Annotated in this window: 21 protein-coding genes; 20 read left to right on the forward strand and 1 reads right to left on the reverse strand. The window is 61.7% G+C overall.

The annotated features are described in order from the left end of the window. Window positions 1-7: 7 nt before the first annotated feature. From ACZ5G6_RS02650 to ACZ5G6_RS02690, 9 genes are all read left to right on the forward strand, one after another. On the forward strand, window positions 8-625 hold the full coding sequence (locus ACZ5G6_RS02650; protein WP_498689191.1) for a SipW-dependent-type signal peptide-containing protein: 618 nt from the start codon (window positions 8-10) through the stop codon (window positions 623-625). A gap of 3 nt (window positions 626-628) precedes the next feature. Then, window positions 629-1288: a SipW-dependent-type signal peptide-containing protein gene (locus ACZ5G6_RS02655; protein ID WP_498689193.1), complete on the forward strand. Its 660-nt coding sequence runs from the start codon at window positions 629-631 to the stop codon at window positions 1286-1288. Next, the gene (locus tag ACZ5G6_RS02660; protein ID WP_498689194.1) at window positions 1285-1854 is read left to right on the forward strand and encodes a signal peptidase I; all 570 of its coding nucleotides are present in this window, start codon (window positions 1285-1287) and stop codon (window positions 1852-1854) included. Before ACZ5G6_RS02655 ends, ACZ5G6_RS02660 begins: the two co-directional genes overlap by 4 nt. Continuing rightward, entirely contained in the window at window positions 1841-2527 is a 687-nt protein-coding gene (locus ACZ5G6_RS02665) for a hypothetical protein (protein WP_498689197.1), read from the forward strand. The genes ACZ5G6_RS02660 and ACZ5G6_RS02665 overlap by 14 nt, the downstream gene beginning before the upstream one ends. Beyond that, window positions 2524-3039 carry a hypothetical protein gene (locus tag ACZ5G6_RS02670; protein WP_498689199.1) on the forward strand — a complete coding sequence of 172 codons (516 nt, stop codon included), beginning with the start codon at window positions 2524-2526 and terminating at the stop codon, window positions 3037-3039. Before ACZ5G6_RS02665 ends, ACZ5G6_RS02670 begins: the two co-directional genes overlap by 4 nt. A gap of 226 nt (window positions 3040-3265) precedes the next feature. Beyond that, the gene (locus tag ACZ5G6_RS02675) at window positions 3266-4555 is read left to right on the forward strand and encodes an adenylosuccinate synthase (protein WP_223935656.1); all 1290 of its coding nucleotides are present in this window, start codon (window positions 3266-3268) and stop codon (window positions 4553-4555) included. A gap of 504 nt (window positions 4556-5059) precedes the next feature. Next, window positions 5060-6481, forward strand: coding sequence for an MFS transporter (locus ACZ5G6_RS02680; RefSeq protein WP_498691727.1), 1422 nt, complete (start codon window positions 5060-5062; stop codon window positions 6479-6481). Between the two features lie 83 nt (window positions 6482-6564). Next, the gene (locus ACZ5G6_RS02685; protein WP_498689201.1) at window positions 6565-7857 is read left to right on the forward strand and encodes a C-glycoside deglycosidase beta subunit domain-containing protein; all 1293 of its coding nucleotides are present in this window, start codon (window positions 6565-6567) and stop codon (window positions 7855-7857) included. A 25-nt stretch (window positions 7858-7882) separates the two neighbouring features. Beyond that, window positions 7883-9361: a C-glycoside deglycosidase beta subunit domain-containing protein gene (locus tag ACZ5G6_RS02690; protein WP_498689203.1), complete on the forward strand. Its 1479-nt coding sequence runs from the start codon at window positions 7883-7885 to the stop codon at window positions 9359-9361. Between the two features lie 45 nt (window positions 9362-9406). Here ACZ5G6_RS02690 and ACZ5G6_RS02695 read toward each other — a convergent pair whose 3' ends face one another. Beyond that, window positions 9407-10348, reverse strand: coding sequence for a LysR family transcriptional regulator (locus tag ACZ5G6_RS02695; protein ID WP_498689204.1), 942 nt, complete (start codon window positions 10346-10348; stop codon window positions 9407-9409). A 254-nt stretch (window positions 10349-10602) separates the two neighbouring features. Here ACZ5G6_RS02695 and ACZ5G6_RS02700 point away from each other — a divergent pair, with 254 nt between their 5' ends. The 11 genes from ACZ5G6_RS02700 (at window position 10603) to ACZ5G6_RS02750 (ending at window position 21133) form a co-directional block, all read left to right on the forward strand. Continuing rightward, complete coding sequence (locus ACZ5G6_RS02700; protein ID WP_498689206.1) at window positions 10603-11889, forward strand: ABC transporter substrate-binding protein; 1287 nt, start codon at window positions 10603-10605, stop codon at window positions 11887-11889. A gap of 58 nt (window positions 11890-11947) precedes the next feature. Then, a complete protein-coding gene (locus tag ACZ5G6_RS02705) occupies window positions 11948-12907 on the forward strand; it encodes a carbohydrate ABC transporter permease (RefSeq protein WP_498689208.1) in 960 nt (319 codons plus the stop codon). A gap of 2 nt (window positions 12908-12909) precedes the next feature. Beyond that, the gene (locus ACZ5G6_RS02710; RefSeq protein ID WP_498689210.1) at window positions 12910-13746 is read left to right on the forward strand and encodes a carbohydrate ABC transporter permease; all 837 of its coding nucleotides are present in this window, start codon (window positions 12910-12912) and stop codon (window positions 13744-13746) included. An 88-nt stretch (window positions 13747-13834) separates the two neighbouring features. Next, window positions 13835-14611, forward strand: a complete 777-nt coding sequence (locus tag ACZ5G6_RS02715; RefSeq protein ID WP_498689212.1) for a TIM barrel protein — start codon at window positions 13835-13837, stop codon at window positions 14609-14611. Further along, window positions 14608-16173, forward strand: coding sequence for a c-glycoside 3-oxidase CarA (gene carA / locus ACZ5G6_RS02720; RefSeq protein ID WP_498689213.1), 1566 nt, complete (start codon window positions 14608-14610; stop codon window positions 16171-16173). The genes ACZ5G6_RS02715 and carA overlap by 4 nt, the downstream gene beginning before the upstream one ends. A gap of 51 nt (window positions 16174-16224) precedes the next feature. Next, window positions 16225-16620, forward strand: a complete 396-nt coding sequence (locus tag ACZ5G6_RS02725) for a C-glycoside deglycosidase beta subunit domain-containing protein (RefSeq protein WP_498689215.1) — start codon at window positions 16225-16227, stop codon at window positions 16618-16620. Next, on the forward strand, window positions 16617-17720 hold the full coding sequence (locus ACZ5G6_RS02730) for a sugar phosphate isomerase/epimerase family protein (RefSeq protein ID WP_498689217.1): 1104 nt from the start codon (window positions 16617-16619) through the stop codon (window positions 17718-17720). The genes ACZ5G6_RS02725 and ACZ5G6_RS02730 overlap by 4 nt, the downstream gene beginning before the upstream one ends. 18 nt (window positions 17721-17738) lie before the next feature. Continuing rightward, window positions 17739-18764, forward strand: coding sequence for a sugar phosphate isomerase/epimerase family protein (locus tag ACZ5G6_RS02735; protein ID WP_498689219.1), 1026 nt, complete (start codon window positions 17739-17741; stop codon window positions 18762-18764). 10 nt (window positions 18765-18774) lie between these two features. Beyond that, window positions 18775-19545, forward strand: coding sequence for a nuclear transport factor 2 family protein (locus ACZ5G6_RS02740; protein WP_498689221.1), 771 nt, complete (start codon window positions 18775-18777; stop codon window positions 19543-19545). Window positions 19546-19553: 8 nt separating this feature from the next. After that, window positions 19554-19952 carry a C-glycoside deglycosidase beta subunit domain-containing protein gene (locus ACZ5G6_RS02745; protein ID WP_498689223.1) on the forward strand — a complete coding sequence of 133 codons (399 nt, stop codon included), beginning with the start codon at window positions 19554-19556 and terminating at the stop codon, window positions 19950-19952. Next, a complete protein-coding gene (locus ACZ5G6_RS02750; RefSeq protein ID WP_498689225.1) occupies window positions 19949-21133 on the forward strand; it encodes a Gfo/Idh/MocA family protein in 1185 nt (394 codons plus the stop codon). Before ACZ5G6_RS02745 ends, ACZ5G6_RS02750 begins: the two co-directional genes overlap by 4 nt. The last annotated feature ends 23 nt before the right edge of the window (window positions 21134-21156 follow it).

Genomic DNA, 21156 nt, shown 5'->3' on the forward strand with positions numbered 1-21156 from the left:
GGTAAATGTGGTTGCATCAACGGAAGCGTCACCAGAATCAGGGGAGCGTCCCGGCAGGGCTCCAAAAGTCCGCGCAATCCTGGCAGGTGGTTTGGTCCTCGGAATTGGTGCGGCGATCACACTGGCCGCGTGGAACGACTCCGAATTTGCCAAAGGCACGTTCACGGCGGGTGCCTTCAATCTTGAGGGCAGCACGGATGGAACGGCGTTTGGCGAGAATCCTGTGACGGGCCCGGCAACTCTTGGCTTTACCGCCAGCCCCACCAATCTCTCGCCTGGGGATGTGGTCACCGCCCCATTCGCTGTCCGGTTGGATGCTGCGTCCAGTTACGACGCCACTGTGACTGTCTCAACCGAAGCATCCACCGGTTCCCTGGCTGGCCTGACATATTCGCTCACCCAATCAGCTGACTTCGGCTGTACTGAACCGGTCACGGCAACGTTGGTGACGGCCGGCCAAGCATTGGGTACGACGCCGGGCAGCATCACCTTCGCGCTTGACCAGGGAGCGGACACGGACCCTGGCGCACCTGTAAACCTGTGCTTCAGGATTACTGCCGATGCGGGTCTGGTTCAATCCCAAACCGGGTCCACCACATGGGAATTCGCAGCACAGTCGCAGTGATCCATGGGTCATCGACAAGCAAAGACCAAACGCGGTGTGGTTTTTCTTCGCATCCGTGCGCTCCTTTCGGGAGCACTGGTGTTGGGAGTTGGCAGCTCCCTGACCGTGGCCTCGTGGACGGACAGCGACTTCGCGAGTGGTTCATTCGGAGCAAGCGTCTTCCAGACTGAATCCAACGTCACCAAGCCGTACGACGCATCCGGTACGTGGAGCACCAACGACGTTTCACCCGGTGCCACGTTGGTGTTCAATGCCGAAGCAATGAGCCCCGGCACTGTCTTCTATGCACCGTTCGCCATTAGGACGAAGGCCATGTCCGTGGCGGGCGAGGTGGTCCTGGGTGTTCCCGTGGTGACCAGCAGCGCAACGGGGGTTGCGGATTTGGGTGCTGCGCTGCGGTATCGGGTGGTGCGATCGGCCACATGCCAGGCGTCGTCATTCACGGGGAGCCCGGATTTTGTGGTGGGCAGCGATGGCGTCAAGCCTTTGACTGTGGGCCAGGATGCCGGCGTCGTCAATCCGCTGGCCGCGGCCACGGCGACACTGCCGGGGGCGCCCACGCAATTCTGCTTTGAAGTCTCGCTTCCGGCAGGGGCAAACAATGCGCTGCAGGGCCAGACGGCAACCGCTACCTGGCAGTTCACTGCCACCTCAAGCTCATGAGCGCCACACGGTTCTACGCTGACCGGTTTCAGCGGCGCCTGAGGGAAGGGCTGCTGAACCTGGCCGCGGCGGGCGGCGCTGTCTGCCTCATCGCCGTGGTTCTCGCGGTGGCATTCAACATCACCCTGATCCTGTTCAAGACGGGCTCCATGTCGCCCACCATTCCGGCCGGTTCGCTGGCCGTGGTCCGCGAGATTCCTGCAGCCGAGATCAACGTCGGCGACGTCGTCACGGTGGACCGGCCCGGAAAGCTGCCCATCACCCACAGGGTCCAGACTGTTGGACCCGCGGATGGGGCTGCACGGACCATCACCATGAAGGGCGACGCCAACGCCGAGGCTGATCCGGCGCCTTACGTCGTGGAGCGGGTCCGGGTTGTCCTCTGGTCCGTCCCTGGGCTTGCATATCCTCTGGCTGCTGCGGCCAACCCCTTGGTACTGGGCGTGACAACCGTGTGCGTAGCGGCGTTGGTGAGCTGGGTGCTCTGGCCCCGAAACGGATCCCGAAACGGGCCCCGAGACGGATCCCCACGCGGCCGCAAAAGAGGCCAACATGTTGCTGCCTAGATTCGCGGCTTTGGTGGGGCTGCTTGCTGTTTCCTTGCTGGGTGCCGTTCCGGCCCACGCCCAGGACGAACCTTCCGGTTGGTTGGAGCTCGACGCCGGTCCGGCCGGTGAAGTGCACCGCCTCACCCCTGGCGGCAGGGCGGATTGGACGGTAGGCGTCCATGTACCCGGCGAGACTGCCGGTTCACTGGAAGTGTGGATCCAGCCGGCTGAAACTGCAGGTTCCGAGGATGAATCCACCGGGCTCCGGGACTTCCTCAGCGTGCAATTACGCTCCTGCGAGCAGCCATGGGACGGCACCTCATGTGCGAGCGGCGAACAGAGCTTGCTTGAACCCACCCACTTGGCTCTCGCCGAGGGCTTGAGGATCGGCCTCATGAAACACGGCAGTACTTGGTCCAGCGGGACATACGTGCTTGTGACCGCGGCCCTAGCTGCAGACGTTCCCGCTGACGTCCAAGGGAGCCGCACGCAACTTGTGGTTGGCGTCCATGGTTCGGGGGACGCGGCTGGAGACGACACCTCCGGCGAGGCCACCGCACGTCCGGCCGGGCCGTCGTCGTCCGTTGGCTTGGCCGATACCGGCGCCAGGCTTGTTGGCTTTGCCATGCTGGGCGTCATGGCAGTGGCGGCAGGGTTCGCCCTTGCACGTTTGCAGGGCGTCCGCGCATGAGGAAGCGGCTCGGCTGGCTGGGTTCCTTTGCTGTGGCTTTGGCCCTGCTGATCTCCGCGTCAAGCCCGGCAGCGGTGACCGAGGCGTCCTGGCAGCGGAGCGAATTCGGCAGGGGCAGCTTCGGGACCATCACGGTTCCGCCTGCAACCCTGAATGGCGCATGCGAGTACAACCCTGCGTTCCTCGGAGCAGGCGCTTATATCAGGATATTTTGGAAGCCGCCGGCAACGTACCCAAACCTGGCGGACGCCGTGATCGATGTCCACCTGCTCACCGCTGGATCCACGGTGACCACGCTCCAGGGATATCCCGGAACGGCCAACACCACTGGCTCTGCTGCCGGATACACCACGGACATACCGGCCACGCTTCTTGGTGGCATTTTGGGTTTCAACACACAATTCCAAGTGGATATCTACATCACTGCGGCCGGGTGGACGTCCACGCCCGTGTCCGTCAGGGCCAATGCAGGCCTGGTGGCCGGCGTCGGAGGATCCTGCACCAATCTCTGAATGGTCATCCCGCGTACTCCAAAACTTGGGCAAAACGTGGTTGGACGGCTCCTTGACGCCAGAGTTTCAGGCGCCATCGGCTAAACTTGGCTGGTAAGAGCCCCGAAACTCTTGCGTATGCCGCCGCCCGCGGCAGGCTGCACCGGTAAGTCGGGGCATTCTCATGTACGGCGTCGAGTCCTGGCCATCCGGCTTGGTCTCGCCCGAAAGAATGGGGGAGGATCCCATGCCCGCTATCGTGATCGTCGGAGCCCAGTGGGGCGACGAAGGCAAAGGCAAAGCTACCGATCTGCTCGGTGGCCGTGTTGACTACGTGGTCAAGCCCAATGGCGGTAACAACGCCGGGCACACCGTGGTGGTTGGCGGTGAGAAGTACGAGCTAAAGCTCCTTCCCGCGGGCATCCTGAGCCCCAATGCAATTCCTATTATTGGCAACGGCTGCGTGGTGAACCTCGAGGCCCTCTTCCAGGAAATCGACGGCCTTGATGCCCGCGGTGCGGACACGTCCCGCCTGCGTGTCTCGGCCAACGCACACCTCGTTGCGCCGTACCACCAGGTCCTGGACAAGGTCACGGAGCGTTTCCTGGGCAGCCGCGCAATCGGCACCACGGGCCGTGGCATTGGGCCGGCCTACATGGACAAGGTTGCCCGCCTGGGCATCCGGGTCCAGGACGTTTTCGACGAATCGATCCTCCGCCAGAAGGTGGAAGGTTCGCTGCGCCAGAAGAACGAGCTCCTGGTCAAGGTCTACAACCGTCGCGACATCGTGGTTGATGAGATCGTTGAGTACTTCCTCTCCTTCGCCGAGCGCCTGCGCCCGCTGGTTATCGACAGCACGCTGGAGCTGAACAACGCGTTGGACGAGGGCAAGGTTGTGCTCATGGAAGGTGGCCAGGCCACGTTCCTTGACGTTGACCACGGCACATACCCGTTCGTCACCTCATCCAACCCGACGGCTGGCGGCGCATCCGTTGGCTCAGGCATTGGCCCAACCCGGATTTCGCGTTCCATCGGCATTATCAAGGCCTACACCACACGTGTTGGCGCCGGTCCGTTCCCCACGGAACTCTTCGACGAGATGGGCGTGTACCTGCAGAAGACCGGCGGTGAGTTCGGTGTGAACACCGGCCGTCCCCGCCGCTGCGGTTGGTACGACGCCGTGCTGGCCCGCCACGCTTCCCGCGTCAACGGCTTCACGGACTACTTCGTGACCAAGCTGGACGTCCTCACAGGTATCGAGCAGATCCCGGTCTGCGTTGCCTACGATGTGGACGGCGTCCGCCACGACGAAATGCCCATGACGCAGACCGAATTCCACCACGCGGTGCCGATCTTCGAGTACTTCGACGGCTGGACCGAGGACATCACCGGCGCCCGCACGCTCGAAGACCTTCCGGAGAACGCCCGCAATTACGTACTTGCACTCGAAAAGCTCTCCGGTACGCGCTTCTCGGCCATCGGCGTCGGCCCGGACCGCGACCAGACAATCGTGGTTCACGACCTCATCAACGACTAAGTCGTACTGAATTACGACGACGGCGGGTGCCCTGGGGTTCCAAAAGGAACCGGTGGGTGGCCCGCCGTTGGCGTTCGAACCCATCTGCGGCATGGCATCGGCACAGTGTGTGCACAGGCGCCGGGAAACGTTGTAAACAACCATTCCCGAGCTTGAAAGCAGCAGGTTCATGCGACGCCATCCACGCTCCATCCTGACCAGGCAACCCAGCGTTATGCGGATACGACGTACTCGGTCAATGACGGCCCAACGCAGACGACGCCGGGCTGGGAAACTGGGTGGATCTTGAATCGTTTGCGCGGTACACCGCAACCATGAACCTTCGTCCAGGAGCGAACGGAGGCGCTCAAAGACCAGGTCCAGGTCCGGGACTAATCTTGGGGCTGGGGCGGTTACGCCAAGAGGGCCCATGAACAGGTGACGACGGAACGAGACCATGTGACTACAGAGACTGAAGACGGAGTCGGGTTCCGTTCCCGGCGCGGACCGATCCTGATTGCGCTGATGCTTTCCACCGGCCTGGTGGCGATCGATTCCACCATCGTTGCTACGGCAGTGCCTTCGATCGTGGATGACGTCGGTGGTTTCACGTCGTTTCCGTGGCTCTTCTCGGCGTATCTCTTGGCGCAGGCGGTTTCAGTGCCTGTTTATGCCAAGCTCTCTGACGTCTTGGGCCGTAAACCGATCATCCTCAGTGGTATCGGGCTCTTCCTGCTTGGATCCGTCCTTTGCGGATTGGCCTGGAGCATGCCGGCGCTCATCGCCTTCCGCGTGCTTCAAGGATTAGGGGCGGGCGCCGTCCAGCCTGTAGCCATCACGATTGCCGGCGATATATACACGCTTGCCGAGCGGGCGAAAGTGCAGGGCTACCTGGCCAGTGTGTGGGCCGTTTCCTCCGTTGTGGGCCCAACGCTGGGCGGTGTGTTTTCTTCGTTGGGTATCTGGCGTTGGATCTTCCTCATCAACATCCCCCTGTGCCTCCTGGCCGGGTGGATGCTGGTTCGGACATTCCATGAGGACGTCGAGCGTAAGAAACACCGCATCGACTACCTGGGGGCCGGGCTGCTGACGATTTCCTTGAGCCTGCTCATCCTCGGCGCACTTGAGGGCGGCCAGGCCTGGGCCTGGAACTCAAGCATCAGCATCGCGGTCTTTGCTGCGGGAGCCTTGTTGTTCGTCGCTTTCCTCTTGGTGGAGCGGAAGGCGGCAGAGCCGGTCCTGCCGCCATGGGTTGTCTCCCGCAGGTTGTTGGCGACCACCGCGATGATCTCCTTCGGTGTTGGCGCGGTCATGCTTGGCCTCACCTCATACGTTCCAACGTTCCTTGAGGGATCACTGCAGGTATCACCTGTGTTGGCGGGCCTGGCCTTGGCTGCCTTGACGCTGGGGTGGCCCCTCAGTGCTTCCCAAGCTGGCAGGTTCTATCTTCGGATTGGATTTCGTAAGACGGCCATGATCGGTATCGCCATTACGGTCATCGGCACGGCTGTCCTTGCCTTTACTGCTTCGTCGCCCAACGTCCTCTTGGTGGCTGCTGCCTGCTTTACTGTCGGGCTGGGACTCGGGCTGGTGGCTACGCCGAGCCTCATCGCCGCCCAATCGAGTGTTGAATGGAACGAGCGCGGTGTGGTTACCGGTACCAATCTCTTTGCGCGCTCGATCGGCAGCTCCATCGGCGTAGCGGTCTTCGGCGCCGTAGCCAATGCCATCTATGCCAACGGTCCCGGTGACGGCCCTGATCCGCGGACAACCATCGTGGCTTCATCTGCCGTGTTTTCGGCCGTCCTCATAAGTGCCGCACTCACCGTTATTGCGGTCCTCGCCATGCCGGCCACCCATGACAAGGCGGCCACGGCCCGGCTGGATGCCAACGCTGGCGCGGATGCGAACGCTGGCAGGGCACAGTCGCAGAATCAGGAACTTTAGTTCAGTACGATCCACGCCTACTTATGTTCAATTCATGCCTAAGTGGGTTATGCTCTTTCCATCCCACCTAGGAAAGAGCGAAGATGCTTCTTGAACGAGACCTCATTCAAGCCACTGGCTTCCGCAATGTGCACGAAGGTGACCGCGTTACTGGATTTCAGTTCCGGGTGCGAATGCCTTCCTATCGCGGCATGGCTGCCTCCCTTATCGACGGCATCTCCGTTAGGGTAGGAAACCTGGTGGACGTACCTGCTGAGGTTCCGCTCTGGACCCTGGGTGGGAAGAGGTATACCCTCCGCGAACTCTGGGCGAGCGAAGGCGTCCGCTGGCAATTGGAAGAAGCCGCAACGGTGACTGTGCCCTGGGCGGGAGGGCTCCCGCAGGGAGTCCATGATGTGCACATCGAGTTGAAGCTTCGGATGTCGTATATCCCTCTGGAACATCAGCCAACAGTCCACCGCGCTTCCCGGCGCATCACGCTGGCGCCGGAAGGCGGAGGCGGCGTATTCCAATATGGCGTATCCCTCTACAGCTTCATGCATGACTACGGAACGGTCCTGGACCTTGAAACCGCCTTGGCGGCAGTGGCAGATACGGGTGCCACCGGCGTCGAGATTTTGGGGGAGGGTCATGTGCCCAACTACCCGGAACCGGGGACGGCCTGGATTGATCAGTGGTTCGCCTTGCTGGAGAAGTACTCGCTTGAGCCGACCAATTATGGCTCCTGGATCGATACGAGACTGCATCCAGGCCGGAGCATCACGGCCGTGGAAGGTGCCTCCGCACTGCAACGTGACCTGAGGCTGGCTAATCGTCTGGGCTTTGGTTTTGTCCGTCCGAAGATTGGCGTTGTTTCCAGCGACCTGATCCCGGACCCGATTTGGACCGAGTCCGTGGAACGTTCCCTGGACCTGGCCCATGAACTCGGAGTGATTATCTGCCCGGAAATCCATTCGCCCACCCCCATCAAGCACCCGGTGGTGGACGATTACATTGCTCTCATTGAACGCACGGGAACCAAGAACTTTGGCCTGTTGATCGACACGGGAATCTTCCAGGACCGGCCCATCCCGTTACGGGAGGGCGAGACCAGGGAAACCAGACCGGCCTTCCTCGACGGCATCGGCGTGGACCCGGCAGACTTTGCCGACGTTGCGCAGTACGTCGTGTTTGTCCAAGCCAAGTTCCACGACATCGATGAACACCTGGAAGACCAGCAGATTCCGTGGCATCCCGTCCTCAAAGCCCTGAAAGACGCTGGATACAACGGCTACTTGTCCAGCGAGTACGAGGGCGAGAGGACACTGTGGCGCTCCATTGAGCAGGTTCGCCGCCAGCATTCGCTGATCCGCAAGATCGCATCCGAACTCGCCTGACCACCCCACAGTTGGAGAAGAAACAATGCCCAATGGACTGATTCAAGAAGACAGCTTGCGAGCCCATCCCGAAGGCCTCGCTTTGTCGCTGGCCCTTCCCTGGTACCGGAGCCTCTGGCTCTCATCCGTCTCCACCCTGAAGCTGGCAGTGGACGGTGAGGAGGTTCCGCAGCAGGACCTCTCCTTCGAGCTCGGCGGAAAGACCTACGCCCTGGCGGAACTTCCGGCCCAAGCCGAAACCTTGTGGTTCCTTCAGGAGCATCCGCGCCTCATTGCGCGGCGGCCGGTACCGGTGGAGCTGGGGGAGCAGCACGCCGTCCACATCTTCGGGGAGCTCCGGCTCCCGTACATGCAGATCGCGCCGGGTCAGGATGGCGGCCCCGGAATGTATGTGCCGAACTTCGTCAACCAAGACCTCGAACTCACCGTTGTGGACTCGGATGCGCCGGCACCACTCACGACGACGCCGGTCACGCCCCCGCCGCCGAAAGCGGACGAGGATCCGTTCTCCCTGGGGTTGACCCTCTATTCCGCGAGTGCGGAGTTCCGGGCAGGGTGGTACGACTTTGACGGTTTGCTGAACCGGGTGGCCGAGCTTGGCATCGGGCCCGGAATCGAAATCGTGGCCTCACAGGTGTTGCCCACCTACCCCGAGGTGAGTGAGGACTTCGCCAGGTCCTGGCATGAGTCCTTCGACAAGCACGGATTCGTGGCGAGCTCGTTCGGTGCCAACCTGGATATGGGCCGGCGACGTGACCGTGATATGACCCCGGATGAAGAGTACGAATTCACCCAGACTCTCTTCCACGGCGCCAAGAAACTGGGGTTCCCCCTGGTCCGGATCCAAAGCGCAAAGCCGGACCTGTTGCGCCGGCTCCTCCCGCTCGCCGAAAGGTTGGAACTCAAACTCGCTTATGAGATTCATGCCCCTTTGGGCCCCAATTCCCCGGAGATCATGAAGGTCCGGGATGTCTACGCCGAGTTGGATTCACCATTGCTGGGTTTTGTGGCAGATTTCTCGTCGACGATGCACAGTATGTCTCCGACATTGCTGCGCGCTGTCTCCAGGGCGGGACTCGACCAAGAAGCCCTTGAGCACTTGCAGTCCATCTGGGCTACGGATGCGTCGATGCGTGACAGGCAGGAAGAATTCATTGGGTATCTCCGGGCCCGTGACTTTGATCCTGCCAGGCTCGGCTCCTTTGCCCACCTTGCCTTCAACATGCACGGCCACGTCAGCCCCGCCGATTGGGCTGACATCATGCCGCGGATCATGCACGTGCACGCGAAGTTCTATGACATCGACGACGACGGAAACGAACCTGCCATCGACTATCCCGAACTTGTCCGCGTGTTTGTGGAAGGTGGCTACCGGGGCTACTGGTCCAGCGAATGGGAAGGGCATGCCTTCGCCGAGTTGGGCGAGGTGGACCCTTTGCTGCTGGTTCGCAAGCAGCACGATCTCATCCGGCGCAGCATGCGCGCCACCATGGCAAAGGTCTGACCCGAGCGACTCCAGATGCAGCCCGGCCGGTCATCCGGCCGGGCTCTACGCGTTGGCAGCAGTTCCGGCAGCGACGATCGCAGCGGCTTCCTCGAAGAGGCCGCGCATCCAGATGTGTTCCGAATCCGCGTTGTGTACTGGATGCCACCACAGGGCGTTGACCAAGGGTGTAGCCGGAAATGGCAGCGGCAGGATCCGGACGCCGCCCAGGCGACGCGCAATCGGCGCAAGGGCTGCCTGAATGAGACCGATCCTGTTGGTTCCTGCGATGAAGTGGGGGAGGGCCTGGAAGCTCTCCACTACTACCTCCACGCGTGGCTCAATGCCCAACTGCTGGATCTGACGCTCGGCGGAGGTGAATGCAGAGCGCGATTGGTAGGTCATGACCCACGGCAAATTGGCGATGTTGTCCATGGTGACCTCCTCACCAACGTCGTGGTTGGTTTCCGAGACTACGGCCAGCCAATCATCGCGCCATAAATCCACGAACGGCAGGCCAGTGAGGATCCCGTGGGGAATCACCATGCCGTCTGCCGCCCTCAGCCGGTTGGCCGCGTCCTCAACCACCACGGGATTATGGAGCATGAACCGGAACCGCACTCCAGGGGCGCGCTCTGCTGCAAGTTCTGAAACGACCCGTCCAACCGTGGTGAAACCGTAGTCCGATCCGTAGATGGAAAACTCCCGGGCGGATTCATTCGGCTCCCAACTTGCTTGGCTCTCGAAAACGCGCCGGGCGGCATCGAGGGCCAGGGTGGTGTGTTCAGCGAGCCTCAGGGCGAAAGGCGTGAGCTCGTAAGTGTTTCCCCGCCGGGCAAGGATGGGATCGCCAAAGTGGTTCCTGAGGCGGGCCAACGAAGCACTCAAGGCTGGCTGGCTCAGATGCAGGCGCTCCGCCGCGCGCGTCACGCTGCGTTCGGTAATGAGGGCATCCAAGGACGTCAGCAGGTTGAGGTCGAGCCTGGAAAGCAGGGCGTGGTCCGTCACAACGGCAATCCTTTGAGTCGGGGCCTTGGGAGAAAAGGCGTAGCAGGACCAGTGTATCCACGGCACTGATGACGTTTTCGGCGGGGAACGACTCGGGAGGCGCCTGAACTCAGTCCCATGCTTTACACGAAACAGCCGGACTTATGTGCGGCATCCGAAATACTTATGTGTCTTTCTGGCAGATGCCGTGCATACTGATGAGTGACGGGGGTCACGGCGCCCCCGATAAGACAAAGAAGTCAGAAAGGCTGAAAATGACACAGCACCGCTTTCGAGGACTCAAGCTCGGCGTTCTCGTCATCCCAACCGCTGCTGCACTTGCACTGACAGGCTGCTCGGGCTCCACCAACGCCGGAAGCGCGGGCGGCTCCAAAGAATTCTCCCTGACGTTCGCCACCTCCAACACCATTGAGAGCCCGTTCCAGAAGCTCGGCGAGCAGTACATGGCAGCGCACCCGGACGTGAAGATCACCTTCAACGCGCAGCCCAACGATTCCTACGACCAGACCGTCCGCACCCAGCTGCAGGCAGGTAACGCCTCGGACGTCATTGTGACGTCGCCCGGATCGGGGACAGGCCGAAGCATCCTTCCCTTGGTTGATGCAAACTTCCTGGAACCCCTGGACGATTCGGCCAAGAAGTTGGTTCCCGTGGGCAGTGAAGCCCTGTTCGGCAAGGACGGCAAGGTCTACGGGCAGGCTGCCGAAATGACGGTGGTGGGGCTCGTAGCCAACGAAACTGCCGCCAAGGCCTCGGGGGTTGCCGACTTCCCCAGTGACTTCTCCTCGCTGGAAAAGCAATGCTCCTCGCTCAGTTCATCCGGTAAGTCCTTCTTTGCGCTGGCAGGATCAGCCGCACCCAACACCGGCCTGATGGCTATGTCCCTGGCGGCATCCCGGGTTTACGCGGAGGATCCCAAGTGGAACGAAAAGCGGGTGAGCAAGGAGACCACCTTCGCCGACTCCCAGGGCTGGAAGGACGCGCTGCAGGCCGTCGTCAAGCTTAACGAGGCAGGTTGCTTCCAGAAGGGCGCAGCAGGCGCAGGCTTCGACGCCATCACCAAGGGCCTGGCGAGCGGCTCGTCACTTGCCGGCTTCATCCCCGCGCCTTCGTGGAAGCAGCTCAAGACCGCAGCGGCCGATTCCGACTTTGTGGTCCGCGCGCTTCCCGCGGAACAGAGCTCCGACAAGGGCTTTGTCTATGCCAGCGCGAACTACTCCTTCTCCATCAACGCCGCTTCCAAGAACAAGGACGCTGCCAAGGCCTTCCTTGATTGGGCGGCTGAGCCGGAGCAGACCAAGGCATTTGCGGAAATCGATGGCGCACTCCCCGTCAGCGGTTTGGACACCTACGACTACGCATCCGGCGCTTACAAGAACGTCGGCGACCTCATCAAGGACGGCAAGTACGGCCCGCTTCCCAACAGCCAGTGGCCAAACTCCGCAGTTTACGATGCCCTCGCCACCGGCGTTCAGGGTCTCCTGACGGGCCAGAAGTCCGTAGACCAGGTCCTGCAGGCCATGGATGCGGCCTGGGCCTAAACAGCAGATTCACACCACCCAAAGTTCCGACGACTCAAAGGGACGAGCAAGGATTACCATGACTGCGACGATGCAATCGAAAACCGAAGCAGCAGATGCGCCCCGGCGAGGCAGGCGAACCCCGGGAACGGGCCGAAAGGTACGTTCCCGGGGCGGGTCCCTGCAGTTCGGCCACTGGTGGTGGGCGCTCCCCGGGATCGTCCTCGTTATCGCCATCCACTACGTAGCTACGGGAATCGGCGGCTACTTCGCCTTCACCAACTGGACCGGCATCGGCTCGTTCAAAGTGGTTGGCCTGGCAAACTTCGAAGCAATCTTCAAGGATCCGACCAAGCTCGGGGCCTTGCTGAATACCCTGTTCCTGGCCTTTGCCTCCGTATTTATCAGCAACGTTGCCGGCCTCTTCATTGCCTTGGGTTTGAACCGGGTCCTGAAGACGCGGTATGTGCTCCGCACGTTGTTCTTCATGCCCGTGGTGCTCAGCCCGCTGGCAACTGCCTACATCTGGAAGTACATTTTCGATTTCGACGGCCCCATCAATGTCTTCCTCACCTCGATCGGCGCTGGTGACCTGGCGAAGCCGTGGTTGGCGGACCCGGAGTGGGCCATCTGGACAGTATTGATTGTCCTGGTCTGGGGGAGCACCGGTTTCGCCATGGTGATCTTCATGGCAGGCCTGGCGGGCGTCCCGGTGGAAATCGAGGAAGCAGCAGCCATTGACGGCGCGAACATGTGGCAACGCTTCTGGAACGTGACCCTTCCCGCGATCCGACCGGCCGTAGCCATCGCATCAACCCTCGGCATTGTCCAGGGCTTGAGGGTATTCGACCCCATCATGGCACTCACCGGCGGTGGTCCGGCAGGCGCCACGGAAACCCTTGCCACGCAGGTCTATAAGCAGGCATTTGCGCTCGGCAACTTCGGCGGCGGCGCCGCCCTGGCCCTGGTGCTGGCTGTCATCATCCTGTTCTTCGCCGTGATCCAGCAGCGGCTGACGCGATCGAACCCCGAGGACTAACAATGTTCCGCTACACAAAACTCACCGTTCTGCGCGAAATCGGGCTGTGGGCGTTGGCCCTCCTGTTTCTTTCCCCGTTCTACTTCCTGGTGACTACTGCGTTGAAGTCGGATGGTGAGATCTACACGACCTCGCCGCTGGCCCCGCCGTCGAGCCCGGACTTCAGCAACTTCACCGCCGTCCTGACCGCCCAAGGCAATTCAAATGTGGTGCTCGGCCTGGTGAACAGCGTCATCATCACCACCGGCAGCATCCTTGGCCTGATCGCCCTTGGGTCAATCACGGGGTATGTCATTTCACGCTCAACCCGCCGTTGGAGCAAAGGCGCTTACTACCTGTTTCTGATCGCCATCATCCTGCCCGGGCAGCTGGGAGCCGTGCCGCTCTACATGGGTGCCCGTTCTCTCGGCCTCACCGGTTCAGCGTGGGGGCTGATAATCCTCTACACAGGCATGCTCCTGCCGCTGTCCATCTTCCTGTACTCCAACTTCTTCCACGGTCTGGGCACGGACTACGAAGAAGCCGCCACCATCGATGGTGCCAGCAAGACGCAGGTCTTCTCCAAAGTAGTTTTCCCGATGATGGCTCCTGCCACGGGCACGGTGACTATCTTCGCTGGACTGATCGTTTGGAACGATTTCTTTACGTCCTTGATCTTCCTTGGTGGCTCCAGCAACCAGACGCTGCCAGTGGCGATGTACTACTTCATCGGTTCGCTGGTCTCGCAGTGGAACTCCATCTTCGCAATCGTGATCGTGTCCATGATCCCGATCCTTGCCCTTTTCCTCTTCGCCCAGAAGCGCTTCATCCAGGGCTTCTCCGGCGGCCTGAAGGGCTGATGCATGATCAACAACCGGCCCGCGTGGCGCTGACGCCACAAGACCACCCCATTTTTTAGAAAACACACCTTATTTTCAGGAGAGAACCATGTTCAAACTTGCGCCGAATATCGACCTTTTGTTCTCCGAAGTAGGCGAAAGTGCCGCTGATCGTGTCCGTGCTGCGGCAGCCGCGGGCTTCGGTGCCGTTGAGATGTGGGGCCCCACGGGCAAGGACATCCCCGCCCTCAAGGCTGCCTTGGATGAAACTGGCGTGCAGCTTACCGCTCAACTTGCAGAGCCCCGGATGCAGTTCATGATTCCACCGCGCAACCACGAGCCCTTTTACGCGGGGCTCGATGCCGGCGTCGAGGTTGCGCGCCAGCTTGGCTGCCCACGCATCGTCGTGGGAAGCGGGACCGGGTTCGGCGGCCGCAAGCGGCAGGACCAGGTCGATGAGCTCATCGAGATCTTCACCAAGGGCGTCAACCACATTCAGGGTTCCGGCATCACTTTGGTCCTGGAACCGGTCAACATCCGCGTGGACCACCCGGGTGCCCTCCTGGACCGGACGTCCGAGGCCGTCTACATTGCGCGCGGCGTGAATTCGCCCGAGTTTGGAGTCCTGTACGACCTATACCACTCCACGGTTGAAGGCGAAGATGTTGCCGCGGAACTGGCAAATGCCGGCGACCTGATTAAGTACGTTCAGATCGCGGACGCGCCGGGCCGTGGCGAACCGGGTTCCGGTTCGATCGATTGGGACGCGCGGCTCGGAGATCTGGAGGCCAGCGGGTACAGCGGGCCGATCGGACTCGAATACTACCCAACCATCGAGTCCGCGAAGTCCGTCCGACGCATTCAGGAACTGGTGGCCTCCCGGTGAGCCAGCGGTCCTATCCGGCGTCAGTTGATGTAGCAATCGTGGGCAGTGGTCCCACAGCGTCGACTTATGCCCGGATCTTGAGCGAAGAATCGCCGGGGGCCGTCATCGCGATGTTCGAGGTGGGCCCCACGGTCAGCAACCCGCCCGGTGCCCACGTCAAGAACATTGCGGACGAGCAACGGCGCAGCCTTGCGCAGCGCGCCTCGGAAGGCCCTGGCGCAGGCGCAGCGACCGTCAACTCGCCCGGTGCGGTCAAGAGCGGCGAACGCAGGGCGCGGCCCGGAACCTACTTGCTCAGCGAAGGCTACGCCTTCCCCGGCGAGGACGGACTCCCGGTCGCTGCGATGTCCAGCAATGTGGGCGGCATGGGGGCGCACTGGACTGCGGCGTGCCCCCGCCCCTCCGGCAAGGAGCGCATCAGCTTCGTTCCGGACCTGGACGGATTGCTCGCGGACGCCGAACGCCTTCTGGGTGTCACAACCCACGCCTTCGATGACGCTCCCTTCTCCGACCTTGTCCGTGAACGCCTTGCCGCTGTGGTCGATGAAGGACGCGAGCCCGCCCTTCGCGTGCAGCCCATGCCGCTTGCTGTCCACCGCGAAGACGACGGCAGCCTCATGTGGTCAGGTGCCGACGTCGTCATGGGCGAGGCAACCCGGCAGAATCCCCGCTTCGAACTTTTCGACGAGTCGCTGGTTACCAAAGTGATGCTCGACGGCGGCAGGGCCACTGGCGTCGAAGTTCGGGACCGCCGGACTGGCCAGAGCCACACGGTCACCGCCCGTTTTGTGGTGGTGGCGGGCGACGCACTGCGTACTCCGCAACTGCTGTGGGCGTCGGGTATCAGACCGGAGGCCCTGGGGCGCTACCTCAATGACCAGCCGCAGGTGGTGTTCGCCAGCCGATTGGAGGGCGTCACGGCACCTGCGCTGGAGGAAGCTCCGCAAGGCCGCGGCGGGCTCACGCAGCAAAGCGGCGTGGCCTGGGTTCCGTACACGGACGACGTCCCTTTCCACGGCCAGATCATGCAGTTGGATGCCTCGCCTGTGCCATTGGCCGACGACGATCCTGTGGTGCCCGGATCGATTGTGGGATTGGGGTTCTTTTGCGCCAAGGACCTGCAACAGGACGATCGCGTGGCCTTCGACGACGAGGCCCGGGACAGCTATGGGATGCCGGCCATGCGCATCCACTATCGCTTGACGGACCGTGACCGCGAGGTGATCGAACGGGCAAAGACGGAGATTGTGCGGCTCGGAAAAGCAGTGGGACGTCCTTTGGACGAGCGGCCCTTTGTCCTGCCGCCGGGTGCCTCCCTTCACTATCAGGGCTCTACTCGAATGGGCACCGAAGACGACGGTAAGAGTGTTTGCTCGCCGGACAGCGAAGTGTGGGGAGTCGCAGGACTTTTCGTGGCTGGAAACGGTGTTATCCCCACCGCTACCGCCTGCAATCCGACCCTCACTGCCGTAGCCCTGGCCGTTCGTGGTGCCCGGAAGATTGCGGCAGAGCTTGATAGCTCTTTACTTATGTCAGAATCAGACAATAGAATTACTAAATAAGGAAGAAGTCGTTGCGGAGCGCAGAGCCCCGCAGCAAGACAAGGAGATTCCATGATTGCCGACCGCATGATCGAGCAGGGAACGCTCACCACGGAAGGCGGCCGAACCGCTGTCGAAGTCCGTATCCCGTGGTACCGGGCCCTTCCGGGCTCGTGCATTGCCGGGGCCGCGCTCACCATCGACGGTGTAGCCGCCCCCGAGGAGTCGTTGCGCTGGACCATGAACAACCGCACCTTCAGCTTTGGCGAGCTCGTGGAGGAGACGGACGAGTGGTGGTTCCCGCTGGATTCAGCTGTTCTGTCCGGCGAACTGCCCCTGACTGATCCGGAGTCCGAACACGAAGTCCGCGTGGACCTCAAGCTCTACATCCCTTACATCACCACGGACCACGGCGTGTTGCACATCGAAGAGAACGACACCAAGACCATGAAGGTAGGACAGCGATGACCGGCCTCGGAACTCCCATCCAGGGTGTAACCCTCTACAGCTTCACCCGCGCATTCCACAGCCGGCAGTACGACCTTGACGGCCTGATCCGCAAGGTGGCCGCGGAAGGTTTTGGCCCGGGGCTTGAAGTCATTGGCTTCTCAAGCCTGCGCGGCTTCCCTGACCGGATCGATGACTCGTTCGTAGGCCACTTCCGGGACCTCGTTTCCGAAGTGGAGCTGATTCCCACCTCGCTGGCCGTCAACGTTGACACCGGCATCCGCAGGGACCGCCTCATGAACCACGACGAGCTTGTGGAGTACATGCGCAAGCAAATCGAGGTCGCCTCCAGGCTGGGCTTCCCCATCGCCCGCGTCCAAATCTCCTTGACGCCCGATGCCATGGAAAGCCTGCTGCCAGTGGCCGAAAAGTACGGTGTCACGCTGGCACTTGAAGTCCACGCACACCAGCACGGTGCCCACGAACTGATCCTCGCGCTCCGCGATCGCTTCGAGAAGCTGGGCTCTCCGCTCCTTGGCTTCACGGCCGACTGGGGCGCCACCGTCAGCGGCTTTGCACCGTCGCTCCTTGAGGCCTACCGGCGCCGCGGCGCTTCCGAAGAGCTGCTCCAGCAGGTTGTGGACATGTGGAACGGTTTCTACGCAGAAGGGCCGCCCAACACGGAGAGGGCGCACGGCGAACGCTTCGGGGCCTTCATTGGCCTGGCCGCCCGCAACGGCCGTCCGGACCTGGGCATTGACTTCGCGATCAATGGAACCGGCCTTTTTGGCCCGGCTCCGATTGCCACCTGGCTGGAAATCATGCCGTTCGTACGCCACGTGCACGGCAAGTTCTTTGGTATCGACGAGAACGGCGAGGAACCTTCTGTTCCCGTTCGCGAACTCGTCCGCCTTCTCGTCGAGAACGGTTACTCTGGCGCAATCTCCAGCGAATACGAGGGGTGGCACTGGAATAACTGGCAGGACCCCTTCGAGATCATCCGTGGCGAACAGGCCATCCAGCGTTCAGCCGCTGCCAACGCCGGTTCGAGGATCATCACGGATCCCGCCGAAGCCCGCAGCATCCTCAACAGCCACCTCACCCAGCCGGTCCTCGGCTGACAAGAACGGATAACCACCATGTCTACAGGCATCGCAGGCTCGGGCATCGAGCTTGGCATCACCCTCTATTCACTGACCTCTGAATTTGCAGCGGGTCTTTACACTCCCGAGACGCTCATCAAGGCCGTAGCCGACGAAGGGCTCGGTCCCGGCGTCGAGTTCAATATTGCGCAGATGCTGCGCACCTATCCTGACGTCGACGACGACTTCGTAAAGCTCTGGCGCGACAGCATGGATCGGTACGGACTGACGCCCAGCGCTGTGGGAACCAACCTGGACATGGGCCGCCGCAAGGACCGGGACATGACTCCGGATGAGGAATTCGACTTCTTTGCGCGCCAGCTGAAGACCGCAAACACGCTCGGCTTCCATAGGATCGTCATCCGTTCCGCTGGTAAGGAGCTGCTGCGGCGGCTTCTTCCACTGGCCGAGAAGTATGACCAGAAGCTCGGCTACGAAATCCACGCACCGCAGGGTCCTAACGACCCCAAGATCCTCCAGATCCGTGAGATGTACGACGAACTCGGCAGCGACCGCCTTGGGTTCACTGCAGATTTCAGTTCAACGATGCACAGTCTGTCGCCCACGCTGTTCCGGACGCTCACGCAAATGGGGCTGCCGGAAGAGCACTTCGCGGTGATGCAGGACATCTGGCGGAAGCCGCTGCCAATGCAGGACCGCAACCAGGAATTCGAGGACTACCTCCGCTCCAACAACTTCGATCCCGCAAACCTGGGGCCGTTCACACGCCTGGCGTTCAACATGCATGGCCTGGTGGCTCCCGAGGAATGGCTGGACATCATGCCGCAAATGTTCCATGTCCACGCCAAGTTCTACGACATTGACGAGAACGGCAACGAGCCCGCCATGGACATTCCGCGCATTGTCCGCCAATTCGTCAAGGGCGGTTACACAGGCTTCCTGTCGAGCGAATGGGAGGGCCATGCCTTCGCCGACCTCGGCGAATCGGACCCGATCGACCTCGTCAAGAAGCAGCACGCACTCATGCGCCGTGCCATTGAAGACTCCGTAGTACCGGCCTAGGGAGACGTCCATGCCAGCAATCGATACGGACCTCGGCGCGGAGATCCAGCAGCTCCGCATGGAACTGCAGGAAGCCCAGCGCTTGGCACGCCGCGCGAACGACCGCGGCGAGATCGAGAACCTCTTCAACCGCTACATGTACTTGCACAACGCATTCCAGGATGAGCAGATCATTCCCCTGTGGGTAAAGCCGGGAACTCCCGGAATCCGCGCCAGATACACCAACGCGGGCCAGTACACGGACTACGAAAGTGTCATCCGCTACCACCGGAACCGCCCCAATCCCGTAGGAAAGCTGATCCTGCACTACACCACAACCCCGGTCATCGAAGTCGCGGCCGACGGCAAAACCGCCAAGGGCGTATGGATCATGACCGGCAACGAATCCGGCCTGACGGATCCCGAGGTGGCGCTGGAGAGTCCGGACTACATGTACTCTCCAGACGACGTACAAGGCAAAAAGGTCTGGGCCCACTGGGTCTGGTGCAAGTACGCCGTGGACTTCCTCCGCCAGGACGGTGAATGGAAGATCTGGAAGTTCCGCTGCTACGAACTCCTGCGGGCGCCATTCGAAGAAAACTGGATCAGCTTCGCCGAGAAGAACCAGCACGCATTCGCCCTTGACCTTATGTACTTCGGCGACGACGGCAAACCCGTTTTCATGCCGCCCGCGGACGAGCCAGTGCCAGCCGAGTACCACCCGTACAACCCATCGGCCAGGCAGACACTGGAGCCGCAGCCGCCCGTACCCCACCCAACCTTCACAGAGACTTTTGAGTAAGGATCATCATGGCAACCCACAACTCCCTTTTCCAGGACGCTGACGTCCGCCGGCACCCCGAGGGTATCTCTGTCTCCGTGCAGTTGCCTTGGTACCGTAGCCTGTGGCTCTCCGCCGTGGACGACGTCGCCGCCACGGTCAACGGCGTGGAAATCCCCAAGTCTGCGCTGCGGTTCGAGCTGCAGGGCCGCTCGTATTCAATCGAGGAACTCCCGGACCGGTGGGAAACGCTCTGGTTCGTGGCCGACAAGCCGGACATCATCATCCCCTTGGACCGCGTGCCCGCGTCCGGTGAGGAGATCGACGTCGAGGTTACCCTCACCCTCCGGCTGCTCTACATGCAGATCGCACCCATGCACTACGTGGGCAACCGGGTGGCGGTAGAGCGCAAGGTTGTGCTCGCATGACAAGCCTCCGTGTGGCCATGATCGGTTACGGGTTCATGGGAGCTGCCCACTCACAGGGCTGGCGAACGGCCCCCCGTGTTTTCGACCTTCCGGCCAACACCGAGATGGCCGTGATCGTGGGCCGTGATGCCGCTGCCGTAGCAAAAGCCGCCAAGAAATGGGGCTGGGCCGAATCTGCCACCGACTGGCGCGAAGTAATCGCACGGGAAGACATCGACGTCGTGGACATCGTGACGCCCGGCGATTCGCACGCGGAGATCGCCATCGCCGCCCTGGATGCAGGCAAGCATGTCCTCTGCGAGAAGCCGCTGGCTAACACTGCGGCCGAAGCTGAGGCCATGGCTGCGGCTGCTGAACGTGCCGCCGCGCGAGGTGTGAAGGCCATGGTTGGTTTCACGTACCGTCGGGTTCCAGCGGTGACGTTCCTGAGGCAGCTGATCGCCGAGGGCGTGGTGGGCCGGATCGCCCACGTCCGCGCCTCGTATCGCCAGGACTGGCTGGTGGATCCGGACATGCCCTTGGCTTGGCGGCTCCAGAAAGAGCACGCGGGTTCCGGAGCTTTGGGGGACATCGGAGCCCACGCAATCGATCTGGTGGAGTTCGTTACCGGCATGGACGTAGAACAGGTGTCCGGCGTGCTGGACACGATCGTCAAACAAAGGCCGCTTCTTGGCAGTGGAACGGGACTCTCCGGAAAGGCCGCTGCCGGATACGGGCAGGTCACTGTGGATGATATCGCCATCTTTACGGGGCGTTTGGCGTCCGGGGCGCTTGCCTCCTTCGAGGCCACGCGTTTTGCGACAGGGCGCAAGAACGCGCTCGCTATCGAAATTTCCGGGGACAAGGGGGCGTTGGCTTTCGACCTGGAAGACCTGAACAGCATCCAGTTCTATGACCGGACCGCCCCCGCCGATCAACAGGGATTCCGCAAGATCCTGGTCACTGAGCCCGTTCACCCCTACGTCGCAGCCTGGTGGCCGGCCGGACACATGTTGGGCTACGAGCATGGCTTCTCCCACCAGGTCAAGGATCTGGTGGAGGGCATTGTCCGGAACACGGACCCGCACCCCACATTTGCCGATGGCCTGCGTGTCCAGCGCGTACTGGATGCCGTGGAACGCAGCTCCAACAACGATTCTGTATGGACCCGCGTCGCCGCTGACGTGACAGTTCAGGCATAAGACAGTGGAAGCCTAGGAAGGAC

This window comes from Arthrobacter sp. TmtSoilC51 (assembly GCF_055388015.1).

Coding starts and splice junctions, on each gene's coding strand:
- ACZ5G6_RS02665 (WP_498689197.1), top strand. CDS start 1,841: ATGTTGCTGCCTAGATTCGCGGCTTTGGTGGGGCTGCTTGCTGTTTCC.
- ACZ5G6_RS02660 (WP_498689194.1), top strand. CDS start 1,285: ATGAGCGCCACACGGTTCTACGCTGACCGGTTTCAGCGGCGCCTGAGG.
- ACZ5G6_RS02670 (WP_498689199.1), top strand. CDS start 2,524: ATGAGGAAGCGGCTCGGCTGGCTGGGTTCCTTTGCTGTGGCTTTGGCC.
- ACZ5G6_RS02685 (WP_498689201.1), top strand. CDS start 6,565: ATGCTTCTTGAACGAGACCTCATTCAAGCCACTGGCTTCCGCAATGTG.
- ACZ5G6_RS02710 (WP_498689210.1), top strand. CDS start 12,910: ATGTTCCGCTACACAAAACTCACCGTTCTGCGCGAAATCGGGCTGTGG.
- ACZ5G6_RS02715 (WP_498689212.1), top strand. CDS start 13,835: ATGTTCAAACTTGCGCCGAATATCGACCTTTTGTTCTCCGAAGTAGGC.
- ACZ5G6_RS02705 (WP_498689208.1), top strand. CDS start 11,948: ATGACTGCGACGATGCAATCGAAAACCGAAGCAGCAGATGCGCCCCGG.
- ACZ5G6_RS02735 (WP_498689219.1), top strand. CDS start 17,739: ATGTCTACAGGCATCGCAGGCTCGGGCATCGAGCTTGGCATCACCCTC.
- ACZ5G6_RS02745 (WP_498689223.1), top strand. CDS start 19,554: ATGGCAACCCACAACTCCCTTTTCCAGGACGCTGACGTCCGCCGGCAC.
- ACZ5G6_RS02725 (WP_498689215.1), top strand. CDS start 16,225: ATGATTGCCGACCGCATGATCGAGCAGGGAACGCTCACCACGGAAGGC.
- ACZ5G6_RS02655 (WP_498689193.1), top strand. CDS start 629: ATGGGTCATCGACAAGCAAAGACCAAACGCGGTGTGGTTTTTCTTCGC.
- ACZ5G6_RS02680 (WP_498691727.1), top strand. CDS start 5,060: ATGCTTTCCACCGGCCTGGTGGCGATCGATTCCACCATCGTTGCTACG.
- ACZ5G6_RS02675 (WP_223935656.1), top strand. CDS start 3,266: ATGCCCGCTATCGTGATCGTCGGAGCCCAGTGGGGCGACGAAGGCAAA.
- ACZ5G6_RS02750 (WP_498689225.1), top strand. CDS start 19,949: ATGACAAGCCTCCGTGTGGCCATGATCGGTTACGGGTTCATGGGAGCT.
- ACZ5G6_RS02740 (WP_498689221.1), top strand. CDS start 18,775: ATGCCAGCAATCGATACGGACCTCGGCGCGGAGATCCAGCAGCTCCGC.
- ACZ5G6_RS02690 (WP_498689203.1), top strand. CDS start 7,883: ATGCCCAATGGACTGATTCAAGAAGACAGCTTGCGAGCCCATCCCGAA.
- ACZ5G6_RS02730 (WP_498689217.1), top strand. CDS start 16,617: ATGACCGGCCTCGGAACTCCCATCCAGGGTGTAACCCTCTACAGCTTC.
- ACZ5G6_RS02700 (WP_498689206.1), top strand. CDS start 10,603: ATGACACAGCACCGCTTTCGAGGACTCAAGCTCGGCGTTCTCGTCATC.